The sequence below is a fragment of the Aeromonas genomosp. paramedia genome, from assembly GCF_023093515.1.
Lineage (GTDB): Bacteria > Pseudomonadota > Gammaproteobacteria > Enterobacterales > Aeromonadaceae > Aeromonas.
On the sequence record NZ_JAAROG010000025.1, the window covers coordinates 78,346 to 104,850 of the forward strand.

General features: G+C 62.7%; 22 protein-coding genes. 10 read left to right on the forward strand and 12 right to left on the reverse strand.

What is annotated here, in order from left to right:
• Positions 1 to 14 precede the first annotated feature (14 nt).
• The 3 genes from arcC to HB860_RS18230 form a co-directional block, all read right to left on the reverse strand.
• Entirely contained in the window at positions 15 to 941 is a 927-nt protein-coding gene (gene arcC, locus HB860_RS18220; protein ID WP_247627537.1) for a carbamate kinase, read from the reverse strand.
• A 62-nt stretch (positions 942 to 1,003) separates the two neighbouring features.
• A complete protein-coding gene (arcA, locus tag HB860_RS18225) occupies positions 1,004 to 2,224 on the reverse strand; it encodes an arginine deiminase (protein WP_025328667.1) in 1,221 nt (406 codons plus the stop codon).
• A gap of 343 nt (positions 2,225 to 2,567) precedes the next feature.
• Complete coding sequence (locus tag HB860_RS18230; RefSeq protein ID WP_247627538.1) at positions 2,568 to 2,780, reverse strand: hypothetical protein; 213 nt, start codon at positions 2,778 to 2,780, stop codon at positions 2,568 to 2,570.
• 191 nt (positions 2,781 to 2,971) lie between these two features.
• On the opposite strand from HB860_RS18230, the gene HB860_RS18235 reads away from it, so the two are divergent.
• Entirely contained in the window at positions 2,972 to 3,148 is a 177-nt protein-coding gene (locus HB860_RS18235; protein ID WP_139437965.1) for a hypothetical protein, read from the forward strand.
• An 802-nt stretch (positions 3,149 to 3,950) separates the two neighbouring features.
• Here HB860_RS18235 and HB860_RS18240 read toward each other — a convergent pair.
• The 6 genes from HB860_RS18240 to HB860_RS18265 all read right to left on the reverse strand — a co-directional run bounded on the left by HB860_RS18240 (position 3,951) and on the right by HB860_RS18265 (position 14,145).
• Positions 3,951 to 5,684: a methyl-accepting chemotaxis protein gene (locus HB860_RS18240; RefSeq protein ID WP_139437967.1), complete on the reverse strand. Its 1,734-nt coding sequence runs from the start codon at positions 5,682 to 5,684 to the stop codon at positions 3,951 to 3,953.
• 56 nt (positions 5,685 to 5,740) lie between these two features.
• Positions 5,741 to 6,751, reverse strand: coding sequence for a galactose/methyl galactoside ABC transporter permease MglC (gene mglC / locus HB860_RS18245; protein WP_041206572.1), 1,011 nt, complete (start codon positions 6,749 to 6,751; stop codon positions 5,741 to 5,743).
• A gap of 16 nt (positions 6,752 to 6,767) precedes the next feature.
• Positions 6,768 to 8,288, reverse strand: a complete 1,521-nt coding sequence (gene mglA, locus HB860_RS18250; RefSeq protein WP_247627539.1) for a galactose/methyl galactoside ABC transporter ATP-binding protein MglA — start codon at positions 8,286 to 8,288, stop codon at positions 6,768 to 6,770.
• A 53-nt stretch (positions 8,289 to 8,341) separates the two neighbouring features.
• Entirely contained in the window at positions 8,342 to 9,328 is a 987-nt protein-coding gene (mglB, locus tag HB860_RS18255; RefSeq protein WP_025328672.1) for a galactose/glucose ABC transporter substrate-binding protein MglB, read from the reverse strand.
• A 221-nt stretch (positions 9,329 to 9,549) separates the two neighbouring features.
• On the reverse strand, positions 9,550 to 12,591 hold the full coding sequence (locus tag HB860_RS18260; protein ID WP_247627540.1) for a beta-galactosidase: 3,042 nt from the start codon (positions 12,589 to 12,591) through the stop codon (positions 9,550 to 9,552).
• A gap of 549 nt (positions 12,592 to 13,140) precedes the next feature.
• Complete coding sequence (locus HB860_RS18265; protein WP_106885518.1) at positions 13,141 to 14,145, reverse strand: substrate-binding domain-containing protein; 1,005 nt, start codon at positions 14,143 to 14,145, stop codon at positions 13,141 to 13,143.
• 217 nt (positions 14,146 to 14,362) lie between these two features.
• On the opposite strand from HB860_RS18265, the gene galE reads away from it, so the two are divergent.
• The 6 genes from galE (at position 14,363) to bacA (ending at position 20,871) form a co-directional block, all read left to right on the forward strand.
• Complete coding sequence (gene galE / locus HB860_RS18270) at positions 14,363 to 15,376, forward strand: UDP-glucose 4-epimerase GalE (protein WP_247627541.1); 1,014 nt, start codon at positions 14,363 to 14,365, stop codon at positions 15,374 to 15,376.
• 51 nt (positions 15,377 to 15,427) lie between these two features.
• Entirely contained in the window at positions 15,428 to 16,474 is a 1,047-nt protein-coding gene (locus tag HB860_RS18275; protein WP_247627542.1) for a UDP-glucose--hexose-1-phosphate uridylyltransferase, read from the forward strand.
• Complete coding sequence (gene galK / locus HB860_RS18280; protein WP_247627543.1) at positions 16,471 to 17,619, forward strand: galactokinase; 1,149 nt, start codon at positions 16,471 to 16,473, stop codon at positions 17,617 to 17,619. Before HB860_RS18275 ends, galK begins: the two co-directional genes overlap by 4 nt.
• Positions 17,620 to 17,667: 48 nt before the next feature.
• Positions 17,668 to 18,660, forward strand: coding sequence for a galactose-1-epimerase (gene galM, locus HB860_RS18285; RefSeq protein WP_247627544.1), 993 nt, complete (start codon positions 17,668 to 17,670; stop codon positions 18,658 to 18,660).
• 130 nt (positions 18,661 to 18,790) lie between these two features.
• Entirely contained in the window at positions 18,791 to 19,786 is a 996-nt protein-coding gene (locus HB860_RS18290; protein WP_247627602.1) for an aldo/keto reductase, read from the forward strand.
• 269 nt (positions 19,787 to 20,055) lie between these two features.
• Entirely contained in the window at positions 20,056 to 20,871 is an 816-nt protein-coding gene (bacA, locus tag HB860_RS18295) for an undecaprenyl-diphosphate phosphatase (protein ID WP_247627545.1), read from the forward strand.
• Between the two features lie 58 nt (positions 20,872 to 20,929).
• Here the strand turns inward: bacA and HB860_RS18300 are convergent, their stop codons facing one another.
• The 3 genes from HB860_RS18300 to HB860_RS18310 form a co-directional block, all read right to left on the reverse strand.
• Positions 20,930 to 21,595, reverse strand: a complete 666-nt coding sequence (locus tag HB860_RS18300) for a ChrR family anti-sigma-E factor (protein ID WP_247627546.1) — start codon at positions 21,593 to 21,595, stop codon at positions 20,930 to 20,932.
• Positions 21,588 to 22,157, reverse strand: coding sequence for a sigma-70 family RNA polymerase sigma factor (locus HB860_RS18305; RefSeq protein WP_025328693.1), 570 nt, complete (start codon positions 22,155 to 22,157; stop codon positions 21,588 to 21,590). The genes HB860_RS18300 and HB860_RS18305 overlap by 8 nt, the downstream gene beginning before the upstream one ends.
• Before the next feature lie 124 nt (positions 22,158 to 22,281).
• On the reverse strand, positions 22,282 to 22,848 hold the full coding sequence (locus HB860_RS18310; protein ID WP_202047633.1) for an LON peptidase substrate-binding domain-containing protein: 567 nt from the start codon (positions 22,846 to 22,848) through the stop codon (positions 22,282 to 22,284).
• Between the two features lie 314 nt (positions 22,849 to 23,162).
• Here HB860_RS18310 and argS point away from each other — a divergent pair, with 314 nt between their 5' ends.
• From argS to hslV, 3 genes are all read left to right on the forward strand, one after another.
• Complete coding sequence (gene argS / locus HB860_RS18315) at positions 23,163 to 24,908, forward strand: arginine--tRNA ligase (protein ID WP_247627547.1); 1,746 nt, start codon at positions 23,163 to 23,165, stop codon at positions 24,906 to 24,908.
• Between the two features lie 3 nt (positions 24,909 to 24,911).
• Positions 24,912 to 25,751, forward strand: a complete 840-nt coding sequence (locus HB860_RS18320) for an SPOR domain-containing protein (RefSeq protein ID WP_139437992.1) — start codon at positions 24,912 to 24,914, stop codon at positions 25,749 to 25,751.
• A 187-nt stretch (positions 25,752 to 25,938) separates the two neighbouring features.
• On the forward strand, positions 25,939 to 26,472 hold the full coding sequence (gene hslV, locus HB860_RS18325) for an ATP-dependent protease subunit HslV (protein ID WP_025328697.1): 534 nt from the start codon (positions 25,939 to 25,941) through the stop codon (positions 26,470 to 26,472).
• The last annotated feature ends 33 nt before the right edge of the window (positions 26,473 to 26,505 follow it).

The following is a 26,505-nucleotide window of genomic DNA, read 5'->3' on the forward strand; positions in this document are numbered from 1 at the left end:
AGTGATTCAACGACTCAAGCATTCACGGTATGGGTGGCGACTATATTGGTGCCGGCTTCCCCCTTGAGGATGGCGAGGCCATCTTCCAGGGAACCTATGCCGACCATGCCGCCGGTTGCCTTGACGAATTCGCAGGAGGCTTCGACCTTGGGCCCCATGGAGCCGGCATCGAACTTGACCCCGGCCAGCTCGGCCGGGCTGGTGACCCGCAGCGGGTGCTGGGTCGGCTTGCCCCAATCCAGGTAGACGGCATCGGCGTCGGTCAGGATCAGCAGGGCATCGGCCTTGATCTGCTTGGCCAGGTAGGCGGCAGACATGTCCTTGTCGATGACGGCTTCGATGCCGGTCAGGCACTGGCCATCCCAGGTCACCGGAATGCCGCCACCACCGGTACAGATGATGAGGTGGCCCTGGGCGATCAGGGTTTCGATGGCATCGCCTTCGACGATGCGCTGGGGCAGCGGGGACGGCACCACACGGCGGAAGAACTTGCCGTCTGCCTTGACGCTCCACTGCTTCTCGGCAGCCAGGGCGCGGGCTTCGGCTTCCTCATAGACGGGGCCGATGAACTTGGTCGGATTGGCAAACGCCGGATCCTTGGGGTCGACCTGCACCTGGGTCAGCAGCGCGGTGACGTTGCGGCTCGGCATCAGGTTCTTGAGCTCCTGGATCAGCATGTAGCCGATCATGCCCTGGGACTCGGCGCCCAGCACATCCAGGGGATAGGGGGAGACCTTGGTGTAGGCGCTGTTCTGCAGGGCCAGCAGGCCGACTTGCGGGCCGTTGCCGTGCACCAGCACCACGTTGTAATCCTCGGCGATCCGGGCGATGGTCTTGGCGGCGGTCGCTATGTTCTTGCGCTGGATGTCAGCTTCGAGGGGCTCGCCACGACGGAGCAGGGCATTGCCACCCAGGGCGACGACGACAGTTGGTTTTTTCATGAGTGTTACTCTCGAGTCTTGGTGTGTGTGGCGCCAGCCTCTGCCGGCGCCACGCCGTCTTGTCAGATGCCGTCACGTTCCATCGGGCAGCTCATGCAGCGGGCGCCGCCGCGGCCACGTCCCAGTTCTTCACCCGGGATGGGCAGCACTGTGATGCCGGCCTTGTCGTACTTCTCGTTGGTGTAGGTGTTGCGCTCGTAACCCACCACCACGCCGGGGCGTACTGTCAGCACGTTGTTGGCATCATTCCACTGCTCGCGCTCGGCCTCGAAGCTGTCACCGCCTGTGGTGATGAGCTTGAGCTGATCCACGCCCAGCGCCTTCTCGATGGCGGTGACGAAGTAGCCCTCTTCCTTGATGTTCATGCCGGTGGCGCCGCCCGGGGTCAGGCTCCAGCAGTTCACGTCCTTGCGGATGACTTCCGGATAGACGGAGAAGGTGTCTATGTCCATGTGGGTCATGACGGTGTCCAGGTGCATGCAGCTGCGGTGTTTCGGCAGTTGCATGGCGATGACCTGCTTGGCCTGACCGTGCTTGAACAGGCCGCGGGCCAGGTGCTCCACCCCTTGCGGTGTGGTGCGCTCGGACATGCCGATCAGCACGGCGCCACGGCCGATGACCAGGACGTCGCCCCCTTCGATGGTGGAGTTGTCGTAGTCGCGATCCTCGTCACCGAAGTACTTGATGAAGTCCTGACCGGCAAACTGCGGGTGCCAGCGGTAGATGGCCTTCACATGGTTGGTCTCGCGGCGACGGGCGGCCTTGGCCATGGGGTTGATGGAGACGCCGCCATAGACCCAGCAGGAGGTGTCACGGGTGAAGAGGTGGTTGGGCAGCGGCTCTATGATGAAGTCGGTCGGGGCGTGCATGCCGACCACCATGTTGACACCGCTGTAGGGCATCTCTGAGTAGGTCAGGCCACCGGAGAGGATGCGGGCCAGCTCGCGGTGCGGCATGTCCGCCAGGAAGCAGCGCACGTCGTTGGCCAGGGCGGTGCCGAGGCGATAATCGGAGACCTGGTGTTGCAGCAGCCAGGCTTTGGCTTCCGGCACATCCAGGGTTTCGGCCAGCAGGTTGGTCAGCAGGAAGACTTCGACATTCTGATCGCGCAGTACCTGAGCGAATTTGTCGTGCTCCTGACCGGCACGTTCAACGGACAGGACATCGTCGAACAGCAGATCCTGGCAGTTGGAAGGGGTCAGACGCTTCAGACTGAGGTTGGGGCGGTGCAGCATGACGCGGCGCAATTGGCCAACTTCAGAACCTACATAAAATTTGCTCATGATTATATTCCGTCTAGCAGTGGTCCCTGCGAGTGATTGAATAGATTCCTTCTATTCTGGCTCGTGGCTAAGGCGGGATATTCTTTATGTAGGGTATTCAGCTTGTGTTCTATCCTGCCCTTGCCTTTCGTGATAGAGGTTAGGACTAGCAATCACTGCAAACTTAGACATTGATCACATTCACTCGAGACTGAATAAAATCAGGAGTTAATTTATGATGGAGTTTACATAAATGACATTTACCCATTAATGCTGACCGCATGTTTACGCAATAAAGGCAGCTTTTATTTCGCCAAGATAGCGTTTTCATTCATGTGTGATATCTATAAATGGATATTCGTAATTATAAATCGCCAATAAAAACATGAGCATAGATGCATTTTATTTTTTGTTTGAATTTTATGCGTTCATCCATGCATTTATCCTCATAAATACTCCCTCCCCTCGTCACATAAATAGTCATCTGCATCCCTTCGTCTGAATAATCCATCTCTTGTCCCAGATCATGGCATCGGCGCCAACCCGCACGGACAGCCCTCCGTGCTGTGGTACTCATCGCATCTCCTTTATATGGATATGCATTCTGAGCGCATCCTGGTGATGCTTTTCTCACCAGCGCCATTGCATCCGGGTTTTAAAGTTTTTTCATTAGTTGAATTTATTGCGCCGCCTTGCGCTGCTCCCTGGTTCGCCTTAACTCAGAAAGTGATCAAGATCACGCTATTTTCTATCACCAAGGAGATAACCATGAAGATCAAGTCGCTGTTTCTGCTGGTCGCCCTGGTTCTGCCCATGACACCGGCCCTGGTTCAGGCCCAGGGCGCCCCCGCCATGCCGCTGGTGGTGTGCCATGTTGACCAGGCCCCCCAGATGCTGATCCCCGCCTATCTGTGCCAATGGTATGGCGGTCAGCAGCACCACTGATACTGCCCCCAGGGGGAGGATCCCTCCTCCTGGCTTGTCAGCGTCCCACACCGGCATACCCTTCCCCCTATAGCCAGCTCCTGTTAGCCGCTTCCGGCCAGCAACCCCATGCAACCCTCCGTGTTCCCCCTCAACCCGACCTGGCACAGGCGCCTCCGACCTGGATGCTGCCGGCCCCGACTCGCCTATCCGCGATCGACTCTGACCCTGGTGACTTTTCTGAACCTCAGTTAAACGGGCTGTGAGACATTCGCCATGACAGGTGTAAGCCAAGCGCCTCAAAAATTCTCGCCATAGTCGGAAGATAGGCGCAAAAAAGCCGCACTTAAAAATCACAAGATATTGATCCAAAAAGAAATAACATCATTATCATTTCTCGAGAAACGAGTTTGGCAAAAACGTTTTTCAACATGCCGTTGTCGTCCCCCGGGAAATCCTTATAGTTACTCCTGCACGGACGCAATGAAGTCGGTCAGGAAGACTGGCTGCCAGGGTTGGGCAAATGGACTCACCACAGGATGTGGTAAAGGACACCTCCCAGGACGGAGAAAGTGCGACGGGAACGGATGACTCGTCAGGCCATGATGGCTAAAGGACACCCCAAAGGATTGGGAAGGGGAAACCTAAAGGAAGAGGTATAGTCAGGGATTGCAGGGAGCAACTTCGTTCAAGGATATGAGCGATAAGACTATCGGGGGCGACGCAAGTCGCCCCCATCTTTTTTGGGCGTTTTTCACGCTTTCCCGGTGCGCTGTCACCCTGACCACGGCGGCCAGGGTGCCCATCACCAGTCCAACCGACCTTATTCCAGCCGGAAGTGCCCCACTATCTCCCGCAGCCTGTCATAGGTGTGCTGCATCGAGGTCGAACTCTCCACCGTCCGCTCGCCATTGCCCTTGAGCTGAGTGATCACCTCGGCGATGGCGCTCATGTTACGGTTGATCTCTTCGGCGACCGCGCTCTGCTGCTCCGCCGCCGTGGCGATGTGGCTGATGAGATCGTTGATCTCCACCACCTCCCCCGCCATCAGATCCAGCGACGCATTCACCTTGCTGGTGTTCTCTGCCGCATCCTGACAGCTCTGCCGGGTGTTGCCCATGGCCGCCACCACTGTCTGGGTGCCCCGCTGCAACCGGGTCAGCATGGTCTGGATCTCGGCCGTGCTCTTCTGGGTACGCCCCGCCAGGGAGCGTACCTCGTCGGCCACCACCGCAAACCCGCGCCCCTGCTCACCGGCCCGGGCTGCCTCGATGGCAGCGTTGAGGGCCAGCAGGTTGGTCTGCTCGGCGATGCCACCGATGACCCCCAGGATGGAACCTATCTGCTGCACATCCTGCTGCATGGCGGCGATGGAGTGGGCCGTGGTCTCCACCTCGGTCACCAGGGCGGTCACGCTGGCCATGGCCTGATCCACCACCCGGCGCGACTGGCTCGCGAGCTGCTGGCTCTGGCCGGTCAGCTGGGCCGTGCTGGCGGCACTCTCGGAGACGGAGACCGCGGTGCGGCTCATCTCGTTGATGGCGGTGACCACCTGCTCGGTCTCCCGCACATGATCCGCCAGCAGTCCCTGGGCGGAGCCGGTCTGACTGGCCAGCCCCTCGATGCCGCTGTTGAGCTGGCCGCTGGCTTCCCGTACTTCTCCCATCATCTCCTGCAGCCGCTCGATGAAGCGGTTGATGCCCGCCGAGATCTGGCCGAGATCATCCGTGCTGGTCACCGTCAGCCGGCGGGTCAGATCGCCGCTGCCGCGAGAGAGCTCCAGCACCAGATCCCGCAGGGAGAGAATGGGCCTATAGGCCACATTGAGCGCCAGCATCGCCAGCACCATCACCACTATCGCCACGCCGAACAGCGCCATGATGATCTGGCCGTTGAGGGACCGGGTCATGGACCGGATGTAATCGAGGTCCACGTAACCGGTCAGGGTCCACTGACTGCCACGGATATCTAGCTGGTTGGGGCGAGACTCGCTCTCCCCCTGTGGCTTGCTGCTGTAGAGCACCTGGCCCTGACTGTCGCTCAGGGAGAAGTAGCGTCCCTCCCCGCTCACCTTCTCCAGCAGCGCCTTGAACTCGCTCATGTCGAGGTAGTAGAGGTAGGCGGAATCGGCACCGCGCGGCACCAGGATGGAGATGACCGGCTTGCCGTCCAGCTGCTCCAGCGGGCTGACGGTGATCTGGTTGTTGGCGGCGGGGATCAGCTTGCGCAGAGCCTCGACCCTGGCCTTGTCGTCGATGACCCCGTTCACGTCGAATGCCATGTCGCCGATCAGCTTGACGATGTTGTGAAAGCCGGTCTCCTGCAGCGCCTTCTTGACGCTGGTCACCCCGAGATTGAGGTTCGCCGCCAGCAGCACCTTCTGGTTGATGTCACCGGCCAGCTTCTCCTTGACCAGGGTGATCTGCTCGTTGATGTTCTGGGTGGCCTGGGTGCGGATGTAGCCGCTGATGAAGTGGTTGACGCTAAACCAGGCGGTACCGATGGTGACCAGGATGGCGAGCAGCAGCAGCGCGTTGATCTTGACTTTGAATGCCATGGATTGGTTCCCTCCAAAGAGAAAGGGCCGGGATAACCCGGCCCCCCTGCCAATGCTTACTTCTTCTTGGCGTACTTCATGGAGTCCAGGGCTACCGCCAGGATGATGATGCCGCCCTTGATGATGAACTGCCAGTAGGGACTGACACCTATGTAGGTCAAACCATAGTTGATCAGCGTGAAGATAAGCACGCCGGTGATCACACCCGCGACAGTTCCCACACCGCCGGCGAAGGAAACCCCGCCCACCACGCAGGCCGCGATGGCATCGAGTTCATACATGAAGCCGAGGTTGTTGGTGGCGCTGCCGATCCGGCCCGCTTCCAGCATGCCGCCGAAGGCGTAGAAGACGCCGGCCAGGGCATAGATGATCACCAGGTTGACCGCCACGTTGACGCCGGAGACCTTGGCCGCCTCCGGGTTGCCGCCGATGGCGAAGATGTTCTTGCCAAAACGGGTCTTGTTCCACAGCACCCAGACGAAGACGCTGGCGATGGCCGCATAGAAGGTGAGATAGGAGAGCTTGAATCCCCCTATCCGGATAAAGCCCTGGGCGAAGCTGGAGAAGCGGGGGTCGAAGCCGGCCACCGGGGAGGCACCTACCGAGTCGAAGTAGAGGGAGTTGATGCCGTAGACGATGATCATGGTGCCCAGGGTAGTGATGAAGGGCGTCACGTTCAGGTAGGCCACGATCAGGCCGTTGACCAGACCGATCAGGGCCCCCACAGCACACACCAGCAGGATCACCGCCGGGATGGGCACTTCACCCAGACTGGGGAACACCTTGTTGACGTTGGTCAGGGCCTGCAACATGGTGGCCGCGATCAGCGCCGCCAGACCGACCTGACGACCGGCCGAGAGATCCGTCCCCTGGGTGATGATGATGCCCGCCACCCCCAGCGCGATGATGACCCGCACCGAGGACTGGGTCAGGATGTTGCTGAGGTTGGTGAGGCTCAGGAAGGATGGCTCCTGGATCACGATAACCATGAGCAGCACCAGCAGCACCAGATAGATGGCGTTTTCCTTGAGCGCCTGCATCAGATTGAAATTTTTAGCCGACTCCATAAATGTCTTCCTGTCTCTAGAGGTACAGAGATGCCAGGCGCAGTATCTCGCTCTGGTCAGTTTCTTTGGTATTGACGATCCCGGCGACCCGGCCATTGCTCATCACCATGATGCGGTCGGTGATCCCCAGCAGTTCGGGCATTTCGGACGAGATGATGATGATCCCCTTGTCCTTCTTCGCCAGCTCCAGGATGAGCTGGTAGATCTCGAACTTGGCCCCGACGTCTATGCCGCGGGTCGGTTCATCCAGCATCAGGATCTCCGGCTGGGTCAGCAGCCAGCGGCCTATGATCACCTTCTGCTGGTTGCCCCCGGAGAGGGAGCCAATCTGTGTCTGCTGGGTCGGTGTCTTGACCCGCATGGAGTCGATGACCCACTGGGTATCGCTCTTCATCTTGTTGTCGCTGAGCAGCCCCATGGATCCCTTGTAGTTGTCCATGTTGGCGATCAGGGAGTTGAAGGCGATGTCGAGACGGGAGTAGATCCCGGTGGAGCGGCGCTCCTCCGTCACCAGGGCGAAGCCGTTCTGGATCGCCTCATGGGCGTTGCGATTGGCGACCTCCTTGCCGTGCAGCTTGATGACACCGTCGCTGTGATCGCGGATGCCGAACAGGGTCTCGACTATGTCGGTGCGCTTGGCCCCCACCAGACCGGCGATGCCGAGGATCTCCCCCTTGTGCAGGTTGAAGCTCACGTCCTTGATGGAAGGCTGATTCTTGGCCGTCAGGTGCTCGACTTCGAGGATCACCTCTTTGGGCTGGTTGGTTTTCTCCGGGAAGCGCTGGGTCAACTCGCGACCGACCATCATGCCGATGATCTGATCCATGGTCATGCCCTCGAGCGGCTGGGTCGCCACCCACTGGCCATCCCGCAATATGGTGATCTCGTCACAGAGCTGGAAGATCTCTTCCATCTTGTGGGAGATGTAGACGATGCCGCACCCCTTGTCCTTCAACTTGTTGATGATCTTGAAGAGGTGGTTGACCTCTTTCTCGGTCAGGGAGGAGGTGGGTTCGTCCATGATGACGATCTTGGCGTCATAGGAGAATGCCTTGGCGATCTCGATCATCTGCATCTGGGAGACGGAGAGGGTGCCGACCTTGACCCGCGGGTCTATGTCGATGTCCAGTTCGTCGAAGATGCGCCTGGTGTCGTCATACATCTTGCCGTGGTCGATGAACCACCCCTTGGTGGGGTAGCGACCGAGCCACATGTTGTCCATCACGGTGCGTTGCAATACCAGGTTCAGCTCCTGGTGCACCATGGAAACGCCATTCTCCAGCGCCTCTTTGGAAGAGGTGAAGTTGATCTCCTCGCCCTTGAAGAAGATCTTGCCCTGATCCTTCTCGTAGATGCCGAACAGGCACTTGAGCAGCGTGGACTTCCCTGCGCCATTCTCGCCCATCAACGCATGCACAGAATGAGGACGGACCCGTAAATTGACATTATCGAGTGCCTTGACGCCAGGAAAGCTCTTACTGACGTCAATCATCTCCAACAGCCATTCTGATTGTTGCCGTGTTGTCATATCAGCCATCACATCTGGTTGAAAAAAGGGCAAGGGGATCTCCCTTGCCCTGAGGGGAGGAATTACTCGAATTGGGACAGGTTGTCTTTGTCTACGCCCACGTAGGCAACGCGCACGACCTTGTTGTCGATCTTCCAGTTGGTGCCTTCACCGGCCGGCTTGCCTTCAGCCAGGTTCTTGGTCAGCTCGAAAGTGGCCTTGGCCTGGTTGGCCGCATCGTTCAGCACTGTACCCGCCATGGCACCGCTCTTGACCATGGCCAGGGCTTCCGGCAGGGCATCGACGCCGAACACCGGGATGGCAGTCTTGCCCTGGGCTTTCAGGGATTCAACAGCGCCCATTGCCATGCCGTCGTTGTTGGCGATGACCACTTCGATCTTGTTGGCGTTGGGGCCGGAGATCCAGGCGTCCATCTTGTCTTTCGCCATGGCGGTATCCCACATACCGGTATCCATGTGCAGCTGTTCTGTCTTGACGCCGCCGTCATTCAGGGTCTTGACGACGTAGGTGGTGCGGGCTTCCGCATCCGGGTGGCCCGGTTCGCCCTTCAGCAGCACGAACTGGATGACGCCATCCTTGTTCAGATCCCACTCGGGGTGTGCCTTCCAGTGCTTGGCGATCAGCTGGCCCTGGATGATGCCTGACTCCTTGGAATCGGTACCCACGTAGTAGGCCTTGTCATAGCTGGCCAGATCGGCCGCGCTCGGTTCCTTGTTGTAGAAGACCACGGGGATCTCGTCCGCACGGGCCTTCTCGATCACGACAGGGGCCGCCGCCGGGTCAACCAGGTTGATGGCCAGCGCCTTCACGCCCTTGGCCAGCAGCACGTCGATCTGGTCGTTCTGCTTGGACTGGTCGTTCTGGGAGTCATTCATCAGCAGCTCCACGCCGGGATTGGCTGCCGCTTCCTTCTCGATGGCCTTGCGCACCACGGCCATGAAGTTGTCATCATACTTGTAGACGGTGACACCGATACGGGTATCGGCCTGGGCTTGGGCTCCCGCCATCAGTCCCATCAGCAAGGTGGCAACTGTCGTGAGTTTTTTCATTGTTATGCTCCGATCTCTAATATCTGTTTTTGTAGGGAATGCTGTACACCATTTGAACTGGCGCCAGCCTAATGTAATCAGTTTGTTGTATGGCGGTCTGTGATCATGGCAACAAAATGAAAACGTTTACACTCTGTTACATAGAAGCAATATTGTTAAAAATTAAATAGTTATGTAAGTTAAGGCCTCTTTCGAAGCCACACCATGCAAGACTAGTCCATCTAGCGAAAAATGCAGTTCCAGATGTAACTTCCGGGCGGCAACCAGAATTCGGGCCGCACGCTCTGGCTCCAGGAGTCATCCCCCCCGACCCCCATGTGGAAGCCATCCAGACAGAGGTGCACTCCCCCCCGGGCCACCAGATCAGTCTGATGACGGGCCTGGGCCAGCTGCTGCTGGCTGTAGCGGCTGACGCTGAAGTGAAACTGGCCCTCGACGACAATCTCGCCAAGCTGCAGTTCACGGGTATCGCAGCGCAGTCCGTTGTCGGTCGGGAACACATAGGGGGTGTGCAGGGCCGCAAGCGGCAACTGCCAGCGATGGAGGTCGGCGGCAAGCAACCTGTCCGGGTAGTTCTCGTGGGGACCGCGCCCCAGCCAGCTCACTTCGTCGACCTCGTCGGCCAGCCAGAGCCTGGCGCCGATCCGGGGCAACGACGGCATGTCGGCGGCAACCTCCACCTCGATGCGCAGCGCCATGGCGCCGTCGGCATCAAAGCTGTGATGCCAGCGGGTCAGCAGCCGCAGCGACTCCCCGACGAAGTAACCGTGGGATGCGACCAGCGTCCCCCCATCGGGGTTAGCCTCCAGGCCGAGGCAGCGGTGCTGCAGATCATTGAGCCCGGCCTCCTGCCAGCGGGCAATCCAGGCGTTGGGGTCCGCGTGATCCGCCTCGCTGGTGCCGATGTCGTTGTCGAGCGGTGCCCGGTAGAAGTGATCGGCGATGGCCTCACGCAGCCGCTCACGGCCCTGTTTCTGCCAGCTGCTGATGCGGCCGCTGGCCTTGTCCAGCCGCCACTCGCTGCCCGCGGCACGCACCAGCCAGTGGTCCGGCTGCTCGCTCAAGGGGGCGGGCGCCCGGGTCACCGGCATGGCCAGAGGGGTCGGCAACAGGCATTGCTGGCGCGCCACCTCGTGATCCGCCCCGGCCCAGGCCGTGGCAGTGGGCTGCACTATGGCCAGATCCAGCCAGGCCAGGGAGCCTGCGGCAAAGTCCGGCAGCCGCTCCAGCAGGGTCAGCGTCACGCTGCCTCTGGGCGCCAGCGCGAGCGGGCATTCACCCTGGCTCAGCACCACACCGTCCTCCAGCAACTGCCAGCGCAGCACTTCGTTGTCCGTGAGACGGAACAGGTATTCGCTGGCGATCTCCACCGTCAGCGGCTTCTGGCTTTGCAGGGTCAGCACGAAGGGCTGCTGGGCCCGTTTCGCCTCGAACAGGGCGGGATGCGGCGTGCGATCCGGGAACAGCAGGCCGTTGCAGCAGAACTGGCGATCGTTGGGAAGATCGCCAAAGTCACCGCCATAGGCCCAGAAATGGCGGCCATCGTCGGTCTGCTTGTCGAGCCCCTGATCCACCCAATCCCACACGAAACCGCCCTGCAGGCGGGGATGATCGCGAAATGCCTGCCAGTAGTGGGCGTAGCCCCCCAGGCTGTTGCCCATGGCGTGGGCATATTCGCAGAGGATCAGCGGCCGGGTCTCTTCCGGCAGGCCTATCCACTTGGCCAGCGCCCACTTGGGCACCGCCGGGAAGGGTTGATCCTGGTGGGTACGGGCATACATGGGGCAGATGATGTCGGTGGCCGGGGTATCGGCCCCGCCCCCTTCGTACTGGACCGGGCGACTCGGATCCGCCCGTTTGACCCACTGGTACATGGCGTCGTGGGCCGGACCATAGCCGGACTCGTTGCCCAGCGACCAGATGATGATGCTGGGGTGGTTGAAGTCCCGCGCCACCATGCGGGTCACCCGCTCGAGGAAGGCGCTGCTCCAGGCAGGATCCTGCGCCAGCCGCCCCATGGGGGTCATGCCGTGGGTCTCAAGGTTCGCCTCGTCCACCACGTAGAGGCCGAGCCGGTCACACAGCCGGTAGAACTCGGGATGGTTGGGGTAGTGGGAGCAGCGCACCGCGTTGAAGTTGTGCTGCTTCATCAGCCGCAGATCCTGCTCCATGGCGGCCGGGGTCACCACATGGCCCAGGGCGGGATCGTGTTCGTGGCGATTGGCGCCACGGATCAGCAGGGGCTGGCCGTTGACCCTCAGCAGGCCGCCACGGATCTCCACCGCCCGAAAACCCACGTCATGGGCCTCGCTTTCGATGGGCTCGCCCTGCTCGTCCAGCAGGGTCAGGGTCAGTCGATAGAGGTGCGGCGTCTCGGCGCTCCACTTGTGCGGCGCCGCTACCTCCAGCCACAGCTCGGCCCTGTCTGTGTAGGCGCCCTTCTCGTCGATGGCACCAGTGCCCAGCGGCTGGCGCCGATCGGCGATCAGGGTCTCACCGAAATAGAGCCTGGCCTCCACCGCCAGCCCTGCGCCCTCATTGACCTGCAGCGCCACCTTGAGACGGGCATCCCGGTAACAGGCGTCCAGCACCGGGGTCAGCCGCACGTCCAGCAGCCGGCGCTCGGGTTTGTGCAGCAGGCTGACAGAGCGGAAGATGCCGCTCATGCGCCACATGTCCTGATCCTCCAGATAGGAGCCATCGGACCAGCGCAGCACCAGCACGGCCAGCCGGTTCGGACCTGCCTGCAGGAAGTCGCCGAGATCGAATTCGGCGGGCAGCCTGCTGTCCTGGGAGTAACCGACCCAGCGGCCGTTGCAGAACAGATGGAAGGCGCTGTCCACCCCATCGAAAATGATGCGGGTCTGGCCGCTGGCCAGCCAGTCGACGGGCAGTTCAAACTCGCGGGCATAGCAGCCGGTGGGATTCTCGGCCGGCACCCGGGGCGGATCGCAGGGGAAGGGGTACTTGATGTTGGTATAGATGGGGCGATCAAACCCCTGCAGTTGCCAGTTGCCAGGCACCCTGATGGGAGTCGCAACGGGCAGATCCCCACTCAGCCACGCCTCTGGCACCAGCTCGGGGGCCTCGAAGAAGGAGAAACGCCAGTCGCCATCGAGCAGCATGCGGGACGGCGAAGGGAGCCCGGCACGGGCATCGGCCTCGCTGCGCCAGCTGAACAAGGGGGTATGGGCAGGCAGACGATTCACCGAGGTAATCGCCTGGGTCTGCCAGTCCTGACGGGCCACAATCTCCCTGAGCATTCTTCTCTCTCCCTGCATGAAACAGATAACGCATGCAGTGTAGGGGAGTTTTGCCCGGTGATCGGCGATCTCGCTCACACAGATGTAAACGATTACACTGATTTTGTTAAGTAAAACAGAGTAAAAATAAGATAAATGAAAGTAAAAGGTCACCCCGCCGCACAGGCAGGCTGAAACCGGGCGATCCGGACCGGGGAAGCGGGGAAAAAGAAAGGATTCGGCTTCGAACGGGGCGTTTCAAGGCCCATCATCAGAGCCGCAGCTTGCAGCGGCGCCTCTGCGTCCCAATCCACCGCCATGACGGCGACAGGGGGCGCGGCGCGCATAGTCCGACGGCTGTTGATTAGAGACTGGGGCGCTTAGCAGAAACCTGAGCCTGTAGACGTGCCTCCACCGCCTTCACCCCACCGCCATGACAGCGACAGGGGGCGCGGCGCGCAGAGTCCGGCGGGCGCCACCGAGGGGCTGTTGAGCTGAAGCCTGAGTCTGTAGACGAGCCTCCAACCGCCTTCACCCCACCGCCATGACGGCGGCGGGAAGATGAAGCGATCAGAGCCTGACGGGCGCGACCGAGTGGCGATTGATCAGGGTCGGGGTGTAGATCCGGCTCTGCACCGTCTCGCTCTCCCCGGCGGCGAGTTGCAACGCCAGCTTGGCGGCCTGGGCGGCCATGAGCTCGATGGGATAGCGCATGGTGGAGAGCTTGGGCCTCAGGTATCTGGCATAGATGATGTCATCGAAGCCCACCACCGAGACCTCTTCCGGCACCTTGAGGCCGTTATCCGCCAGTACGGAGATGGCCCCTGCCGCCATGGCGTCGTTGTAGGCCACCACGGCCGTGATGGGCAGCCCCTTGGCCAGCAGGTTGAGCATGGCGCGCTCCCCCCCTTCCTCATTGGGCATGCCGCTCTCCACCAGCTCGGGATCGGCGCTCAGGCCCGCCTCGGCCAGGGCATCCTGATAACCCTGATGGCGTAGCAGGGCATCCTCGATGGCGTGATCCGAACTGAGGAAGGCGATGTGGCGGTGCCCCAGCTCCAGCAGATGGCGGGTCGCGGTGGCGGCCCCCTGCCGGTTGTTGAGGGCGATGCAACGCCCCCTCAGGCTCGGGATGTCGCGGTTGATCAGCACCATGCCGGGGGCCCGCAGGGCGTAGTCGATGAGCTCCTCGTCGCTGAGCGCCTTGCTGTGCACCACCAGCGCCTCGCAGCGCTTGCCGATCAGCAGCTCGATCGCTTCCCGCTCCTGCTGGGCGCGGTGAAAACCATTACCCATCAGCAGGTGCAACCCCTGCTCCACCGCCACTGCGGCGACCCCCTTGACCAGAGCACCGAAGAAGGGATCCGCCACGTCACCGACCACCACACCCATGGTGTCGCAGGTCTGGCTGACCAGAGCCCGGGCGTTGGCGTTGGGGGTGTAGCCCAGCTCGGCCATGGCCTTCTGCACCACCTCGCGGGAGGCGGCACTGGCCTTGGGTGAGTTGTTCATCACCCGTGAAACCGTTGCCACCGATACATTGGCCAAACGGGCGACATCCTTGATGGTGCTCATGCTGTTTTCACTTATTTCACGGTTCGATATGGCGCCATTATACCGGGCAATGTCACTGATAACAGGGGGAAAAGCCATGTCGATGCATTTATAACCACACAAACAAGTGTAATCGTTTCCACAATTTTGTTAACCAGTTCACAGTTTGTCCGCCAGCCCCTCGGCTAGACTCCTGCTCAGGCTTTCCTTGCGTGAGGCACGAACGGTGGAGAAGAGGATGAGAGTACTGGTGACCGGCGGTTGCGGCTATATCGGCAGCCACACCTGCCTGGCCTTGCAGGCGGCAGGCATGGAGCCCGTGGTGGTGGACAACCTCTGCAACAGCAAGGCCGCCGTGCTGACACGGGTTGCCGCCATCAGCGGGCAGGTGCCCCGCTTCTATCAGGGGGACATTCGAGATCCCGCCCTGCTGGACAGCATCTTCGCCGAGCAGCAGATAGACGCCGTGATCCACTTCGCCGCCCTGAAAGCGGTCGGCGAATCGACCCGGATCCCCCTCGAATATTATGAGAACAACCTGAGCGGCACCCTGGTGCTGCTGCAGGCGATGAAGCGGGCCGGGGTTCACAACCTGGTGTTCAGCTCCTCGGCCACCGTCTACGGCGACCCGGCCAGCACCCCCATCCGGGAAGACTTCCCCCGCAGCGCCACCAATCCCTATGGCCGATCCAAGCTGATCATCGAGGAGATCCTCGAGGATCTGCAGGCCGCCGAACCCCACTGGAGCATGACCCTGCTGCGCTACTTCAACCCGGTCGGTGCCCACGACTCCGGCACTCTGGGGGAGGATCCCCAGGGCATGCCCAACAATCTCATGCCCTACATCACTCAGGTGGCCATAGGCCGTCGTGACTGCCTCTCGGTCTTTGGAAACGATTACAACACCGTGGACGGCACAGGGGTGCGCGACTATATCCATGTGATGGATCTCGCCGAGGGGCACGTCAAGGCGCTGCACCACTGCGCGGGGCGAGGCGGCGTCCACCCTTACAACCTGGGCACCGGCCAGGGCCAGAGCGTGCTGCAGATGGTGGCGGCGTTCGAGGCGGCATGCGGCCGCCCCCTGCCCTGTCGCATCGAGCCGAGGCGCCCGGGCGACATCGCCGAATGCTGGGCAGACCCCGCCAAGGCCGAGCGCGAGCTTGGCTGGCACGCCAGCCGGGATCTCGCGGCCATGTGCGCAGACAGCTGGCGCTGGCAGCTCGCCAACCCGAACGGTTACGAGGAGTAGGCCTGCCGGCCTGCCCGTTACGATTTTCTCAACTCATTGATTGGAGTGATGATGTTCAACCCTGTTGATCACCCCCACCGCCGTTTCAACCCGCTGACCGGCCAGTATGTGCTGGTCTCCCCCCACAGGGCCAAGCGCCCCTGGCAGGGTCAGGTCGAAAAAATAAGCCAGGCACCGAGCCAGTCCCACGATCCGGACTGCTTCCTCTGCGCCGGCAACAAGCGCGTCACCGGCGACCAGAACCCCGACTATCGGGACACCTTCGTCTTCACCAACGACTTCGCCGCCCTGATGCAGGACACCCCGGCCGCCGACGGCGAGCAGGATCCCCTGCTCAAGCTGGAGGCCGCCCGCGGCACCAGCCGGGTCATCTGCTTCTCGCCGGATCACGGCAAGACACTGCCCGAGCTGCCCCTGCCCGCCATAGAGGCGGTGATCCGCACCTGGATGAGCCAGGTGGCCGAGCTGTCGAGCCAGTGGGAATGGGTGCAGGTCTTTGAAAACAAGGGCGCCGTCATGGGCTGCTCCAACCCCCACCCCCATGGCCAGCTGTGGGGCAGCGACTTTCTGCCCAACGAGATAGCCCGCGAAGAGCTGCACCAGCGCGACTGGCTGGCCGAGCACGGCCGCCCGCTGCTGCTGGACTACGTGGAGCGCGAGCTGCAAGACCGCTCACGCATCGTGGTGGAGACGGCACACTGGCTGGCAGTGGTGCCCTTCTGGGCGGCCTGGCCGTTCGAAACCCTGCTGCTGCCCAAGGCCCATGTGCCCTCAATGCTGGATCTCACCCCGGAGCAACAAGAAGATCTGGCGGTGGCGCTCAAGGAGCTCACCAGCCGCTACGACAACCTGTTCGAATGCAGCTTCCCCTACTCCATGGGCTGGCACTTCGCGCCGCCGCGCTCCGATTGCCCCGAGGCCTGGCAGTTGCACGCCCACTTCTACCCGCCCCTGCTGCGCTCCGCCACGGTGCGCAAGTTCATGGTGGGTTTCGAGATGCTGGCAGAAACACAGCGGGACCTGACGCCGGAGCAAGCCGCCGAGCGCCTGCGTTCCCTCTCCCCCGTTCATTACAAAGCCAATGAGGTGACCCCATGACCCCCAGCCAACGCGTCAGCGCCGTGTTTGCCGAGCAGTTTGAGCAACAACCCGACCTGCTGGTGCGCGCCCCCGGTCGCGTCAACCTCATCGGCGAGCACACCGACTACAACGACGGCTTCGTGCTGCCCTGTGCCATCGACTACGAGACCTGCGTCGCCATCGGCCTGCGCAGCGACAACCTGGTGCACGTGGTCGCCGCCGACTACGGCAACCAGCGGGATCTGTTCAGCCTGGACAAGCCCATCACCCATCACCCGGACCAGCGCTGGAGCGACTACATCCGCGGCGTGGTCAAGCATCTGCAGGCCCGTGGCCATGCCCTGCGCGGCCTCAACCTGGTGGTCTCGGGCAACGTGCCCCAGGGCACCGGCCTGTCGTCGTCCGCCTCCCTGGAGGTGGCCATAGGCCAGGCCTTCAAGGAAGCCCTGGGGCTTTCCATCAGCCAGGCCGACATCGCCCTCAACGGCCAGCAGGCGGAGAACCAGTTTGTCGGCTGCAACTGCGGCATCATGGATCAGATGATCTCGGCAAGCGGCGAGGCGGACCACGCCCTGCTGCTGGACTGCCGCTCCCTGGAGACCCGCCTCATCCCCATGCCCACTGATTTGGCGGTGCTGATCATCAACTCCAACGTGCGCCGCGGCCTGGTGGACAGCGAATACAACACCCGCCGCCAGCAGTGCGAGACCGCCGCCCGTCACTACGGGGTCAAGGCGCTGCGCGACCTGGATCTGGCCGCGCTGGAGGCGGGCAAGGCCGGACTGGACGAGGCCTGCTACCGCCGTGCCCGCCACGTGGTGGGGGAGAACGCCCGCACCCTGGCCGCCGCCGACGCCCTGGCGAGCGGCGATCTGGTACGCCTCGGCGAACTGATGGGGCAGTCTCATGCCGCCATGCGGGACGACTTCGAGATCACCGTGCCCCCCATCGACGGCCTGGTGGAGATCATCAAGGCCCAGATCGGCACCCAAGGGGGCGTGCGCATGACAGGGGGCGGCTTTGGCGGCTGCGTGGTGGCCCTGCTGCGCCCGGCGCAGGTGGACGAGGTGATCGCCGTGGTCGAGGCCGAGTACCCGGCCAGGTTTGGCCTCAAGGCGGACTGCTACGTCTGCCGCGCCAGCGCCGGGGCCGGCAGGCTCTAACGGGAAGCACATGAGTGACAGCTCACCGATCATCGAAACGGGCAAACCATGAAGATATTCGAACTGGAAAACGAGGAGGGGCTGCGCCTGCGCGGCCTCGAATTTGGCGCCACCCTCACCTCCCTCAGCCTGCCGGTAGCGGGCCAGCGCCGTGAAGTGCTGCTGGGCTGCGCCGACGAGGATTATGCCGCCCAGCAGGTGTGGCTGGGGGCGGTAGCGGGTCGCTTTGCCAACCGCATCGGCGGCGCCGAGCTGGTACGAGGGGACGAACGCTGGTCTCTCGACGCCAATCAGGCCCCCCACTGCCTGCACGGCGGGCGCGACGGATTCCATCGCCAGCCCTGGCAGATCAAGGAGCAGGAGGCGGACAGGGTCAGGCTGGCGCTGCTCTCAAGGGCGGGAGATCAGGGCTTCCCCGGCAACCTGCGGGTGACCCTGGAGTACCGGCTGGAGCAACAGGATCTGGTGGTCGACTTCATGGCCAGCACGGATGCGCCGACCCCGGTCAGCCTCACCAGCCACGCCTACTTCAATCTCGATGGCCACCAGGGCGGCAGCGATGTGCGCTCCGATATTCGCAATCATGCCATCAGCATCAATGCCGATCGCTTCCTGCCCACCGACCAGAGCGGTTTGCCGCTCGCCATCACGCCGGTGGAAGGCCCCTTCGATCTGCGCAATGAGCGCCTCATCGGGCAGGATTGGCTGAGCCATCCCCAGCAGCTGCAGGCCAAGGGCTTTGACCACGCCTTTGTGCTGAACGGCCCCGAACAGCCGTGGGCGGCACGGGTGGTCTCGGGGGATGGGCAGCTGGTGATGGAGGTCCACACCAATCAGCCCTCCCTGCAGTTCTACACCGGCAACTGGTTGGCCAGCACGCCGGACCGCAGTGGTCGGCCATACCGGGATTACGACGGTTTCTGCCTGGAGGCGCAGCAGCTGCCGGACAGCCCGAACCGGCCCGAGCTCGGCGACCCCTGGCTGCTGCCAGGCCGGCTGTATCACCATCAGACCCGTTACCGTCTGATCCCCGCAGGCTAAGACCCCTCCCGACCTCCCCCTTCGAGAGGGGGAGGTGCGATGACACTTATCCCCTTAAGAAGAGGAGGGGGCTCTTCGCCTCCTCTTGCTAACGACAGTCCACCGAGCCAACCCAGGAGTCTTGATGAACATGGATGATCACTACCTCGCCGCGCCGGATCGTTACCAGCGCCAGCCCTACCGTCCCGCCGGTCGCCACGGCCTGCGCCTGCCCGGCATAGGCCTCGGCCTCTGGCACAACTTCGGCGCCGGGAGCGATCCCGCCAGGGTGAAGGCCATGGTGCATCAGGCCTTCGATCTCGGGATCACCCACTTTGATCTCGCCAACAACTACGGGCCGCCGCCAGGTTCCGCCGAGACCACCTTCGGCGGCGTGCTCAAACGCAGTCTGGCCCCCTACAGAGACGAGCTCATCATCGCCAGCAAGGCGGGTTATGTGATGTGGGACGGTCCCTACGGCGATGGCGGCAGCGCCAAATACCTGTTTGCCAGCCTGCACCAGAGCCTGCGCCGGCTCGGGCTCGACTATGTGGACATCTTCTACCACCACAGGCCGGATCCCCGCACCCCGCTGGAGGAGACCTGTCAGGCGCTGGCACTCATGGTGCGCCAGGGCAAGGCGCTCTATGTCGGCCTCTCCAACTACCCGGCCGAGCTTGCCGCCAGGGCGGCGACCCGGCTGGCCGAACTCGGCACCCCCTGCCTGGTCAACCAGCTCAAATACTCCCTGTTCCAGCGCGACATCGAGGCCGAGACCCTGCCGGTCTGCCGCGAACAGGGGATGGGGGTGGTCGCCTTCTCGCCCCTGGCGGGGGGCCTGCTCAGCGATCGCTACCTGGAAGGGATCCCGGCGGATTCCCGCGCCGCCAGCGCCAGCCCCTTCCTCAAGCCCGACCAGATCACCGCGGACAAGCTGGTCCGCATTCGCGCCCTCCACGCCCTGGCGCAGCAGAGGGGCCAACCCCTGTCACAGCTGGCATTGCAGTGGGTGCTGCGCGATCCCGTGGTGAGCTGCGCCCTGATCGGCGCCAGCAGCCCGCAGCAGATAGTGAGCGCGGTCGAGGCCCAGGCCCTGCCGCCACTGGACGAGGCGCTGCAGCAGCAGATCCTGGCGGTGCTGGCATGACGAATTGGCCCCGCCACGGGCCGCTGGCTGCCCGTGGCGGCCATGTCAGAAGGTGACGGGCGGCAACCACGCCCGGGACAGAACCACTCAAGCCGCAGCGCCCTGGCCCCGCACCATGCGGAAGGGGCCGGCCGCCAGACAAGGGCCGGAAACCGCACAGGAGCCCCCAATATTCTCTGGTTGCCCGCGTGATTTTCCGCCATCATTGGCCGCCCCGACCCTGATCGGGGCTGATTTTATCCGGACCCATCAACCAAGAGATCTGTACCATGACCGAATCCTACGCCCTGTTTGTGGCCTTCGTGCTGGGCATAGTGGAAGGCCTGACCGAGTTTCTGCCCGTTTCCTCCACCGGCCACATGATCATCGTCGGCCACCTGCTCGGTTTCGAAGGCCCCAAGGCCGCCACCTTCGAGGTGGTGATCCAGCTGGGCTCCATCCTGGCCGTGGTCGTCATGTTCTGGCGCCGCCTGTTCGGCCTCATCGGCATCCATTTCGGTCAGAAACCGGCACCTGGGCATGCCACCCTCTCCCTGGTGCACATCATCCTCGGCATGCTGCCCGCCGTGCTCATCGGGCTGGCCATCCACAGTTGGATCAAGGCCCATCTGTTTGGCCCTGAAACCGTGATGTATGCCCTGGTGGCCGGCGGCATACTGCTCATCATCGCCGAGAAGTGCCGCCCCGCCGTCACCGCAGAGACCCTGGACGACATCAGCTACAAGCAGGCGTTCGGCATAGGTCTGTTCCAGTGCCTGGCGCTCTGGCCCGGCTTCTCCCGCTCCGGCGCCACCATCAGCGGCGGCATGCTGATGGGCATCAGCCGCCATGCGGCGGCCGAGTTCTCCTTCATCATGGCGGTACCCATGATGATGGCGGCCAGCGGACTGGACCTCTACAAGAGCCGCGACTTCCTCTCCATGGCCGACCTCCCCATGTTTGCGGTGGGCTTCGTCACCGCCTTCGTGGTCGCCATGATCGCCATCAAGACCTTCCTGGCGCTGATCCGTCGTCTCGACTTCATCCCCTTCGCCATCTACCGCTTCGTGGTGGCCTTCGCCGTCTACTTGGTATTTGTGGCCTGATTCAGCCGCGACACCATGAAAAAGGGACCTTTCGGTCCCTTTTCTATTGCTGCCCACCTCAGTAGAGGCGGTGGCTGATGCCGTTGAGCAGCCGCGACAGTCCCTTGGTGAAGTGGACGGGGGCGTCCTGCACCGTGTAGCAGAGGCAGCCGTCCGGGGTGTGCGGGCTGTGGGCGTGGCTGGCGTCGCGCCAGATGAAGTCCCCCGCCTGATAGCAGGTGTCCCCCTCCTGTATGTTGCCCGCCAGCAGCAGGGTCAGCTCATAGCCCTTGTGGGTATGCTCGGGGATGCGGCCACCGGCCTCGATATGGAGCAGGCTGGCGCGGGCCCCCATCTCGTCCAGCGGCAGGCTGTGCTGGCGAATGGCGCCCACATGGCGCCACTTGGGCGCATGGTGGCGGGCCAGCACCCGTGGCAGCCGGTAGGATTGGCCCGCGACCCGCAACTCGGGCGCTGGCGGCGCGCGCGGCGCTAGCTCGGCCGCCGTCGCCACGGGCTGTTGCAGTATCTCCGCCAGCATGGCGTCGAGCCCGGCCGGCAGCCCCTGGTCCGGTGCGGCCGGCGCCAGCAGCTGGTTCGCCAGCTCGGCCTCAAGGGTCTGTACCCGGGCGGCACACTCGGGGCAGAGCTCGCAATGGGCAGAGACACCGACGGCCAGCGGCAGGGGCAACTCGTCGGCGGCGAAGGCCCGCAACATGAGTTCGGTCGGATGGGTCTTAATCATGGCCTTGCTCCACTTGCTCTTTCAGTTTCTGTAATGCCAGCCGGAGGCGGGACTTGATGGTCCCGAGCGGCACACCTAGCCTGTCGGCCAGCTCCTGCTGGGAAAACTCCTGCAGATAGATGCCGCGCACCACCTGCTGTTGCGGCTCCGGCAGGGTGGCGAGGTAATCGGCCATCTGGCGGGTCAGCACGGCGTCTTCTCCGCCGCTCAGGTGCTCCTCCTCCGCCCTAAACTCCAGCAGGGGCCACAGCTCCTCGGCGCAGAGATCCTCCTTGCTGGCGCGACGGCGCCGCAGCATGTCGAAACTCTGGTTGCGCATGACGGTGTAGATCCAGGTGGTCGGCGCCCCCTTCTCGGGGTGATAGAGGCGCGCCTTCTGCCACACCAGCAGCATGGTCTCCTGCACCAGCTCGAGGGCGTTGGCTTCGCTGCCGAGGTGGCGCATCCCGTAGCTGCGGATACGCGGCGCGAAGTGGTGGAACAGGGTGGCGAAGGCGACCTTGTCGCCATGCTCGGCCACCCGGATGAGAAGAGACGTCAGATCGCCATCTGGGTTGTCCATGGGGGGCGATGTCCTGCGTGGAGCCGATTGTGGTTGGCCAGTATATGCCATTGCGCCATCCCTTGAGTGTTGCTGTCATCACCATTACGACGGGCGGGGCAAAAGGATCACCGGGGACGGGAATTCAGTGGCTCGCGACCAGCAGGCCGCTCAACAGGGAGAGGGCGGGCTGGTTGTCCTTGGCCGCGACCAGCCACTGCTTCTGCTCCACCGGGATGGGCAGCACCTCCAGCCAGCGCTGGGCTACCCAGCTGGCGTCATCCCAGTCGGGCTCGGGGTAGAGGGCCGCGTACTCCGGATAGTCGTTGAACACATCCTGCAGCGCCTTGGCCAGGGAGTGCTGGTCGGCCTTGAGCCGGCCGCTCTGCCAGGGGGGCAGCGGCTCCACCTCGCCGACCCGCAGGCCGTCCGGCTCTTGCCACAGATCGACTATCCTGACCCGCTCCACCCCGAGCACCGTGATGCCGAGCAGGCCGTCCGGCAGCAGATCGAAATCGATGATCCGCACCCGGGTGGCGATGGGATACATGTTGCGCAGGGCATCGGGCTGGCGGGGGTCCAGCATGCAGAGCGCAAACTCCCGCTCCTGCACCTCGGCTATCATGCGCTGATACCTGGGCTCGAAGATGCGCAGCGGCATGATGCCGCCGGGCAGTAGGTGGGCGGAGAGTGGAAACAGCACCAGTGTCATGGGAATCGTCCTCTAGCGACTTCCTCTAAGGATACGACCGCCGGACGACACGGGATCATTCAGACCAAATTGGAATAAATAACCCCTTAACAATCAGGGGAAAATAGCCTGGACAAGCCGCTTCGATATGCAGTAGAAATGGATAACCACCACTTATACAAATCAATATCCTGCAATGTGGTGAAAAACGCAGTGAAATATCCGCCACCCCAAGGGGGTCGGGCCATTCCTATAGTTTTCTCGGCCCGATGCGGGTAAAATTCACGCCCTTATCCAGTCAGTCATTTTTCGACGCGCAACCTCGGTGGTCAGTTATGAAAGAGCATATTCATCATCTACTTGAACAAACGGTAGCCAATCTCAAGTCCGCGGGCGTCCTGCCGGCCGACCTGGAAGCCCGGGTGCAAGTAGACCGATGCAAGGAGAAGGCTCACGGCGACCTGGCCACCAACCTGGCCATGCTGCTGGCCAAACCGGCCCGCAAGAACCCCCGTGAGCTGGCCGCTGCCATCATAGAGCACCTGCCCGCCTCCGATCTGATCGCCAAGGTCGAGATCGCCGGCCCCGGCTTCATCAACTTCTTCTTCGACCCGAGCTGGCTGGCCGGTCAGGTGGAAGCCATGGTGACCTCCGCCAACGCCAACGTGAAGCTGCCGACGCCGCAAACCGTGGTGGTGGACTACTCGGCGCCGAACGTAGCCAAGGAGATGGCGGTGCACCACATCCGCTCCACCGTCCTCGGTGACGTCGCCGCCCGCGCCCTGGAGTTCCTCGGCCACAAGGTGGTGCGTGCCAACCACATCGGCGACTGGGGCACCCAGTTCGGCATGCTGATCGCCTACCTGGAGAAGATGGCCAACGAGCACGCCTCCGACATGGAGCTCAAGGACCTGGAGGCCTTCTACACCCAGGCCAAGCGTCACTACGACGAGGACGAAGCCTTCGCCGAGCGCGCCCGCAACTACGTGGTCAAGCTGCAGGGTGGCGATGAGTACTGCCGCACCATGTGGAAGAAGCTGGTCGACATGACCATGGAGCAGAACCAGCGCAACTACGACCGCCTGAACATCTCCCTGTCCAATAAGGACATCATGGGCGAGTCCATGTACAACGACATGCTGCCCCAGATAGTGGCCGACCTGAAGGCCCGCGGCCTGGCGGTCGAGAGCGAAGGGGCGACCGTGGTCTTCCTGGACGAGTTCAAGAACAAGGATGGCGAGCCCATGGGCGTCATCATCCAGAAGAGCGATGGCGGCTTCCTCTACACCACCACCGACATCGCCTGTGCCAAGTACCGCTACGAGAGCCTGGGCGCCGACCGTGTCATGTACTTCATCGACTCCCGTCAGCACCAGCACCTGATGCAGGCCTGGACCATCACCCGCAAGGCGGGCTATGTGCCGGAGTCCGTCCCCCTCGAGCACCACGCCTTCGGCATGATGCTGGGCAAGGACGGTCGTCCCTACAAGACCCGCTCCGGCGGCACCGTCAAGCTGGTCGATCTGCTGAACGAAGCCGAGGAGCGCGCGAGTGCCCTGCTGGAGAGCCGCAACAGCGATCTCTCCGCCGAAGAGAAGGCCAAGGTGGTGCACGCCATCGCCATGGGCGCGGTCAAGTATGCGGATCTCTCCAAGAACCGCACCACAGACTACATCTTCGACTGGGACATGATGCTCTCCTTCGAAGGCAACACTGCCCCTTACCTGCAGTACGCCTACACCCGTATCCAGTCCATCTTCCGCAAGGCGAACATCGATGCCGAGGCCCTGACCGGCCACGTGACCCTGAACGAAGAGGCCGAAGAGGTGCTGGCCCAGAAGCTGATCCAGTTCTCCGACGCGGTCAACGGCGTGGCGGACAAGGGCATGCCGCACCTGCTGTGCACCTATCTATACGAGTTGTCCGGCAACTTCATGACCTTCTACGAAGCCTGCCCGATCAACAAGGACGGCGTGGACGAAACGACCCGCAACAGCCGCCTGCTGCTGTGTGCCGCCACCGCCAAGGTGCTCAAGCTGGGCCTGGGCGTACTGGGCATCCACACCCTGGAGCGCATGTAATAGATGGCGACCCGGGATTACGTCGGCAACAGCCCGAGACGACGGGCCGGTGGTCGTAACATCAAGAAAGCGGCACCTCGCCGCTTTCCTGTTATCCCGGCACTGCTGGCCGGGGCCCTGGTCGTCGGCTTTGGCGCCTTCCTCTACCTGATCAACGGCAAGGGGGCGGATGCCCCCACCATCGAAGAACAGGTGAAGGCCAACAAACCCAAGGCACAGGGTCATACCCTGCCCCAGGAGAAGTGGAGCTACATCGAGCGGCTGGAGAACAAGCAGGTGGACATCATAGAGCCGCCGCCCCAGCCGGGCGTGCTGCCGCCACCGCCTGCCGAGACCCTCACCTTGCAACCCGAGAAGCTGCCGCAGCCGGTACCGACCGAGATCCCCCAGCCCGGGACCCCTCTCGGCCAGGTGAAGCCCTTCCAGCCGCAGCCGGTGCAACCGACCAAGCCGGCCACCGGCGCCCCGGTCGCCAGCGCGCAGGAGCAGGTGATCAACCAGAAGGCCGAGCGTGAGCGGATGGAGCGGGAGATCCGTGCCGAACTGGAGCGGGAGCGCGCCGAGGCCGCCAGGGCCAAGGCGGCGACCCAGACGGCGGCAGCCGACGGCGGTCGTTACATGATGCAGTGCGCCGCCCTGCGCTCGCAGGATTCTGCAGAGTCGCTCAAGGCGCGCATCGCCTTCGGTGCCGGCCTCTCCTCCAGCCTGCAGGTAGTCAATGGTGCCAATGGCACCGTCTACAAGGTGATGGTGGGCCCCTTCAGCGGCAAGGCGGCGGTCGATGCGGCCAACCGCAAGCTGCAAGGCTCCGGCATCAGCGGCTGCATCCCCAAGAAAGGCTAGCCACACAGCCAATCAAGAAGGGCCGGGGGACAACCCCGGCCCTTCTCCTTTCGACTCCCCTCTCCCTCGCCGACAAGGCCTCCCCCTTTTTCCCGACAACAGGCAGGCTTGAAAAGCCGGTTTGCCATCCCCATCTTTCTTGCCATGCACAGTCCGGCCGTCATTCGGCTCAAGCGAGGTAAGTAAAGTGACTACCATAGTTTCCGTCCGCCGCAACGGCCAGGTCGTGATCGGCGGTGATGGCCAGGTCTCCCTCGGCAACACCGTCATGAAGGGCAACGCCCGCAAGGTTCATCGTCTCTACAACGGCAAGGTGCTGGCAGGTTTCGCCGGCGGCACCGCCGACGCCTTCACCCTGCTCGAGCGCTTCGAAGCCAAACTGCAGGCCCATCAGGGCAACCTGGAGCGCGCCGCCGTGGCGCTGGCCAAGGACTGGCGCACCGATCGCGCCCTGCGCCGCCTCGAGGCCCTGCTGGCCGTGGCCGACGAGCACAAGTCCTTCATCATCACCGGCAACGGTGACGTGGTGCAGCCGGAGCATGATCTGATCGCCATCGGCTCGGGCGGCAACTTCGCCCAGTCCGCCGCCATCGCCCTGCTGGAAAACACCGATCTGGATGCCAGGACCATAGTCGAGAAGTCCCTCAAGATTGCGGGCGACATCTGCGTCTTCACCAACGGCAACCACACCATCGAAGTGCTGGACTACAGCGCCAAGTAAGGGCGCCCGTCAGCCAACTCATTCTCCAAGGGG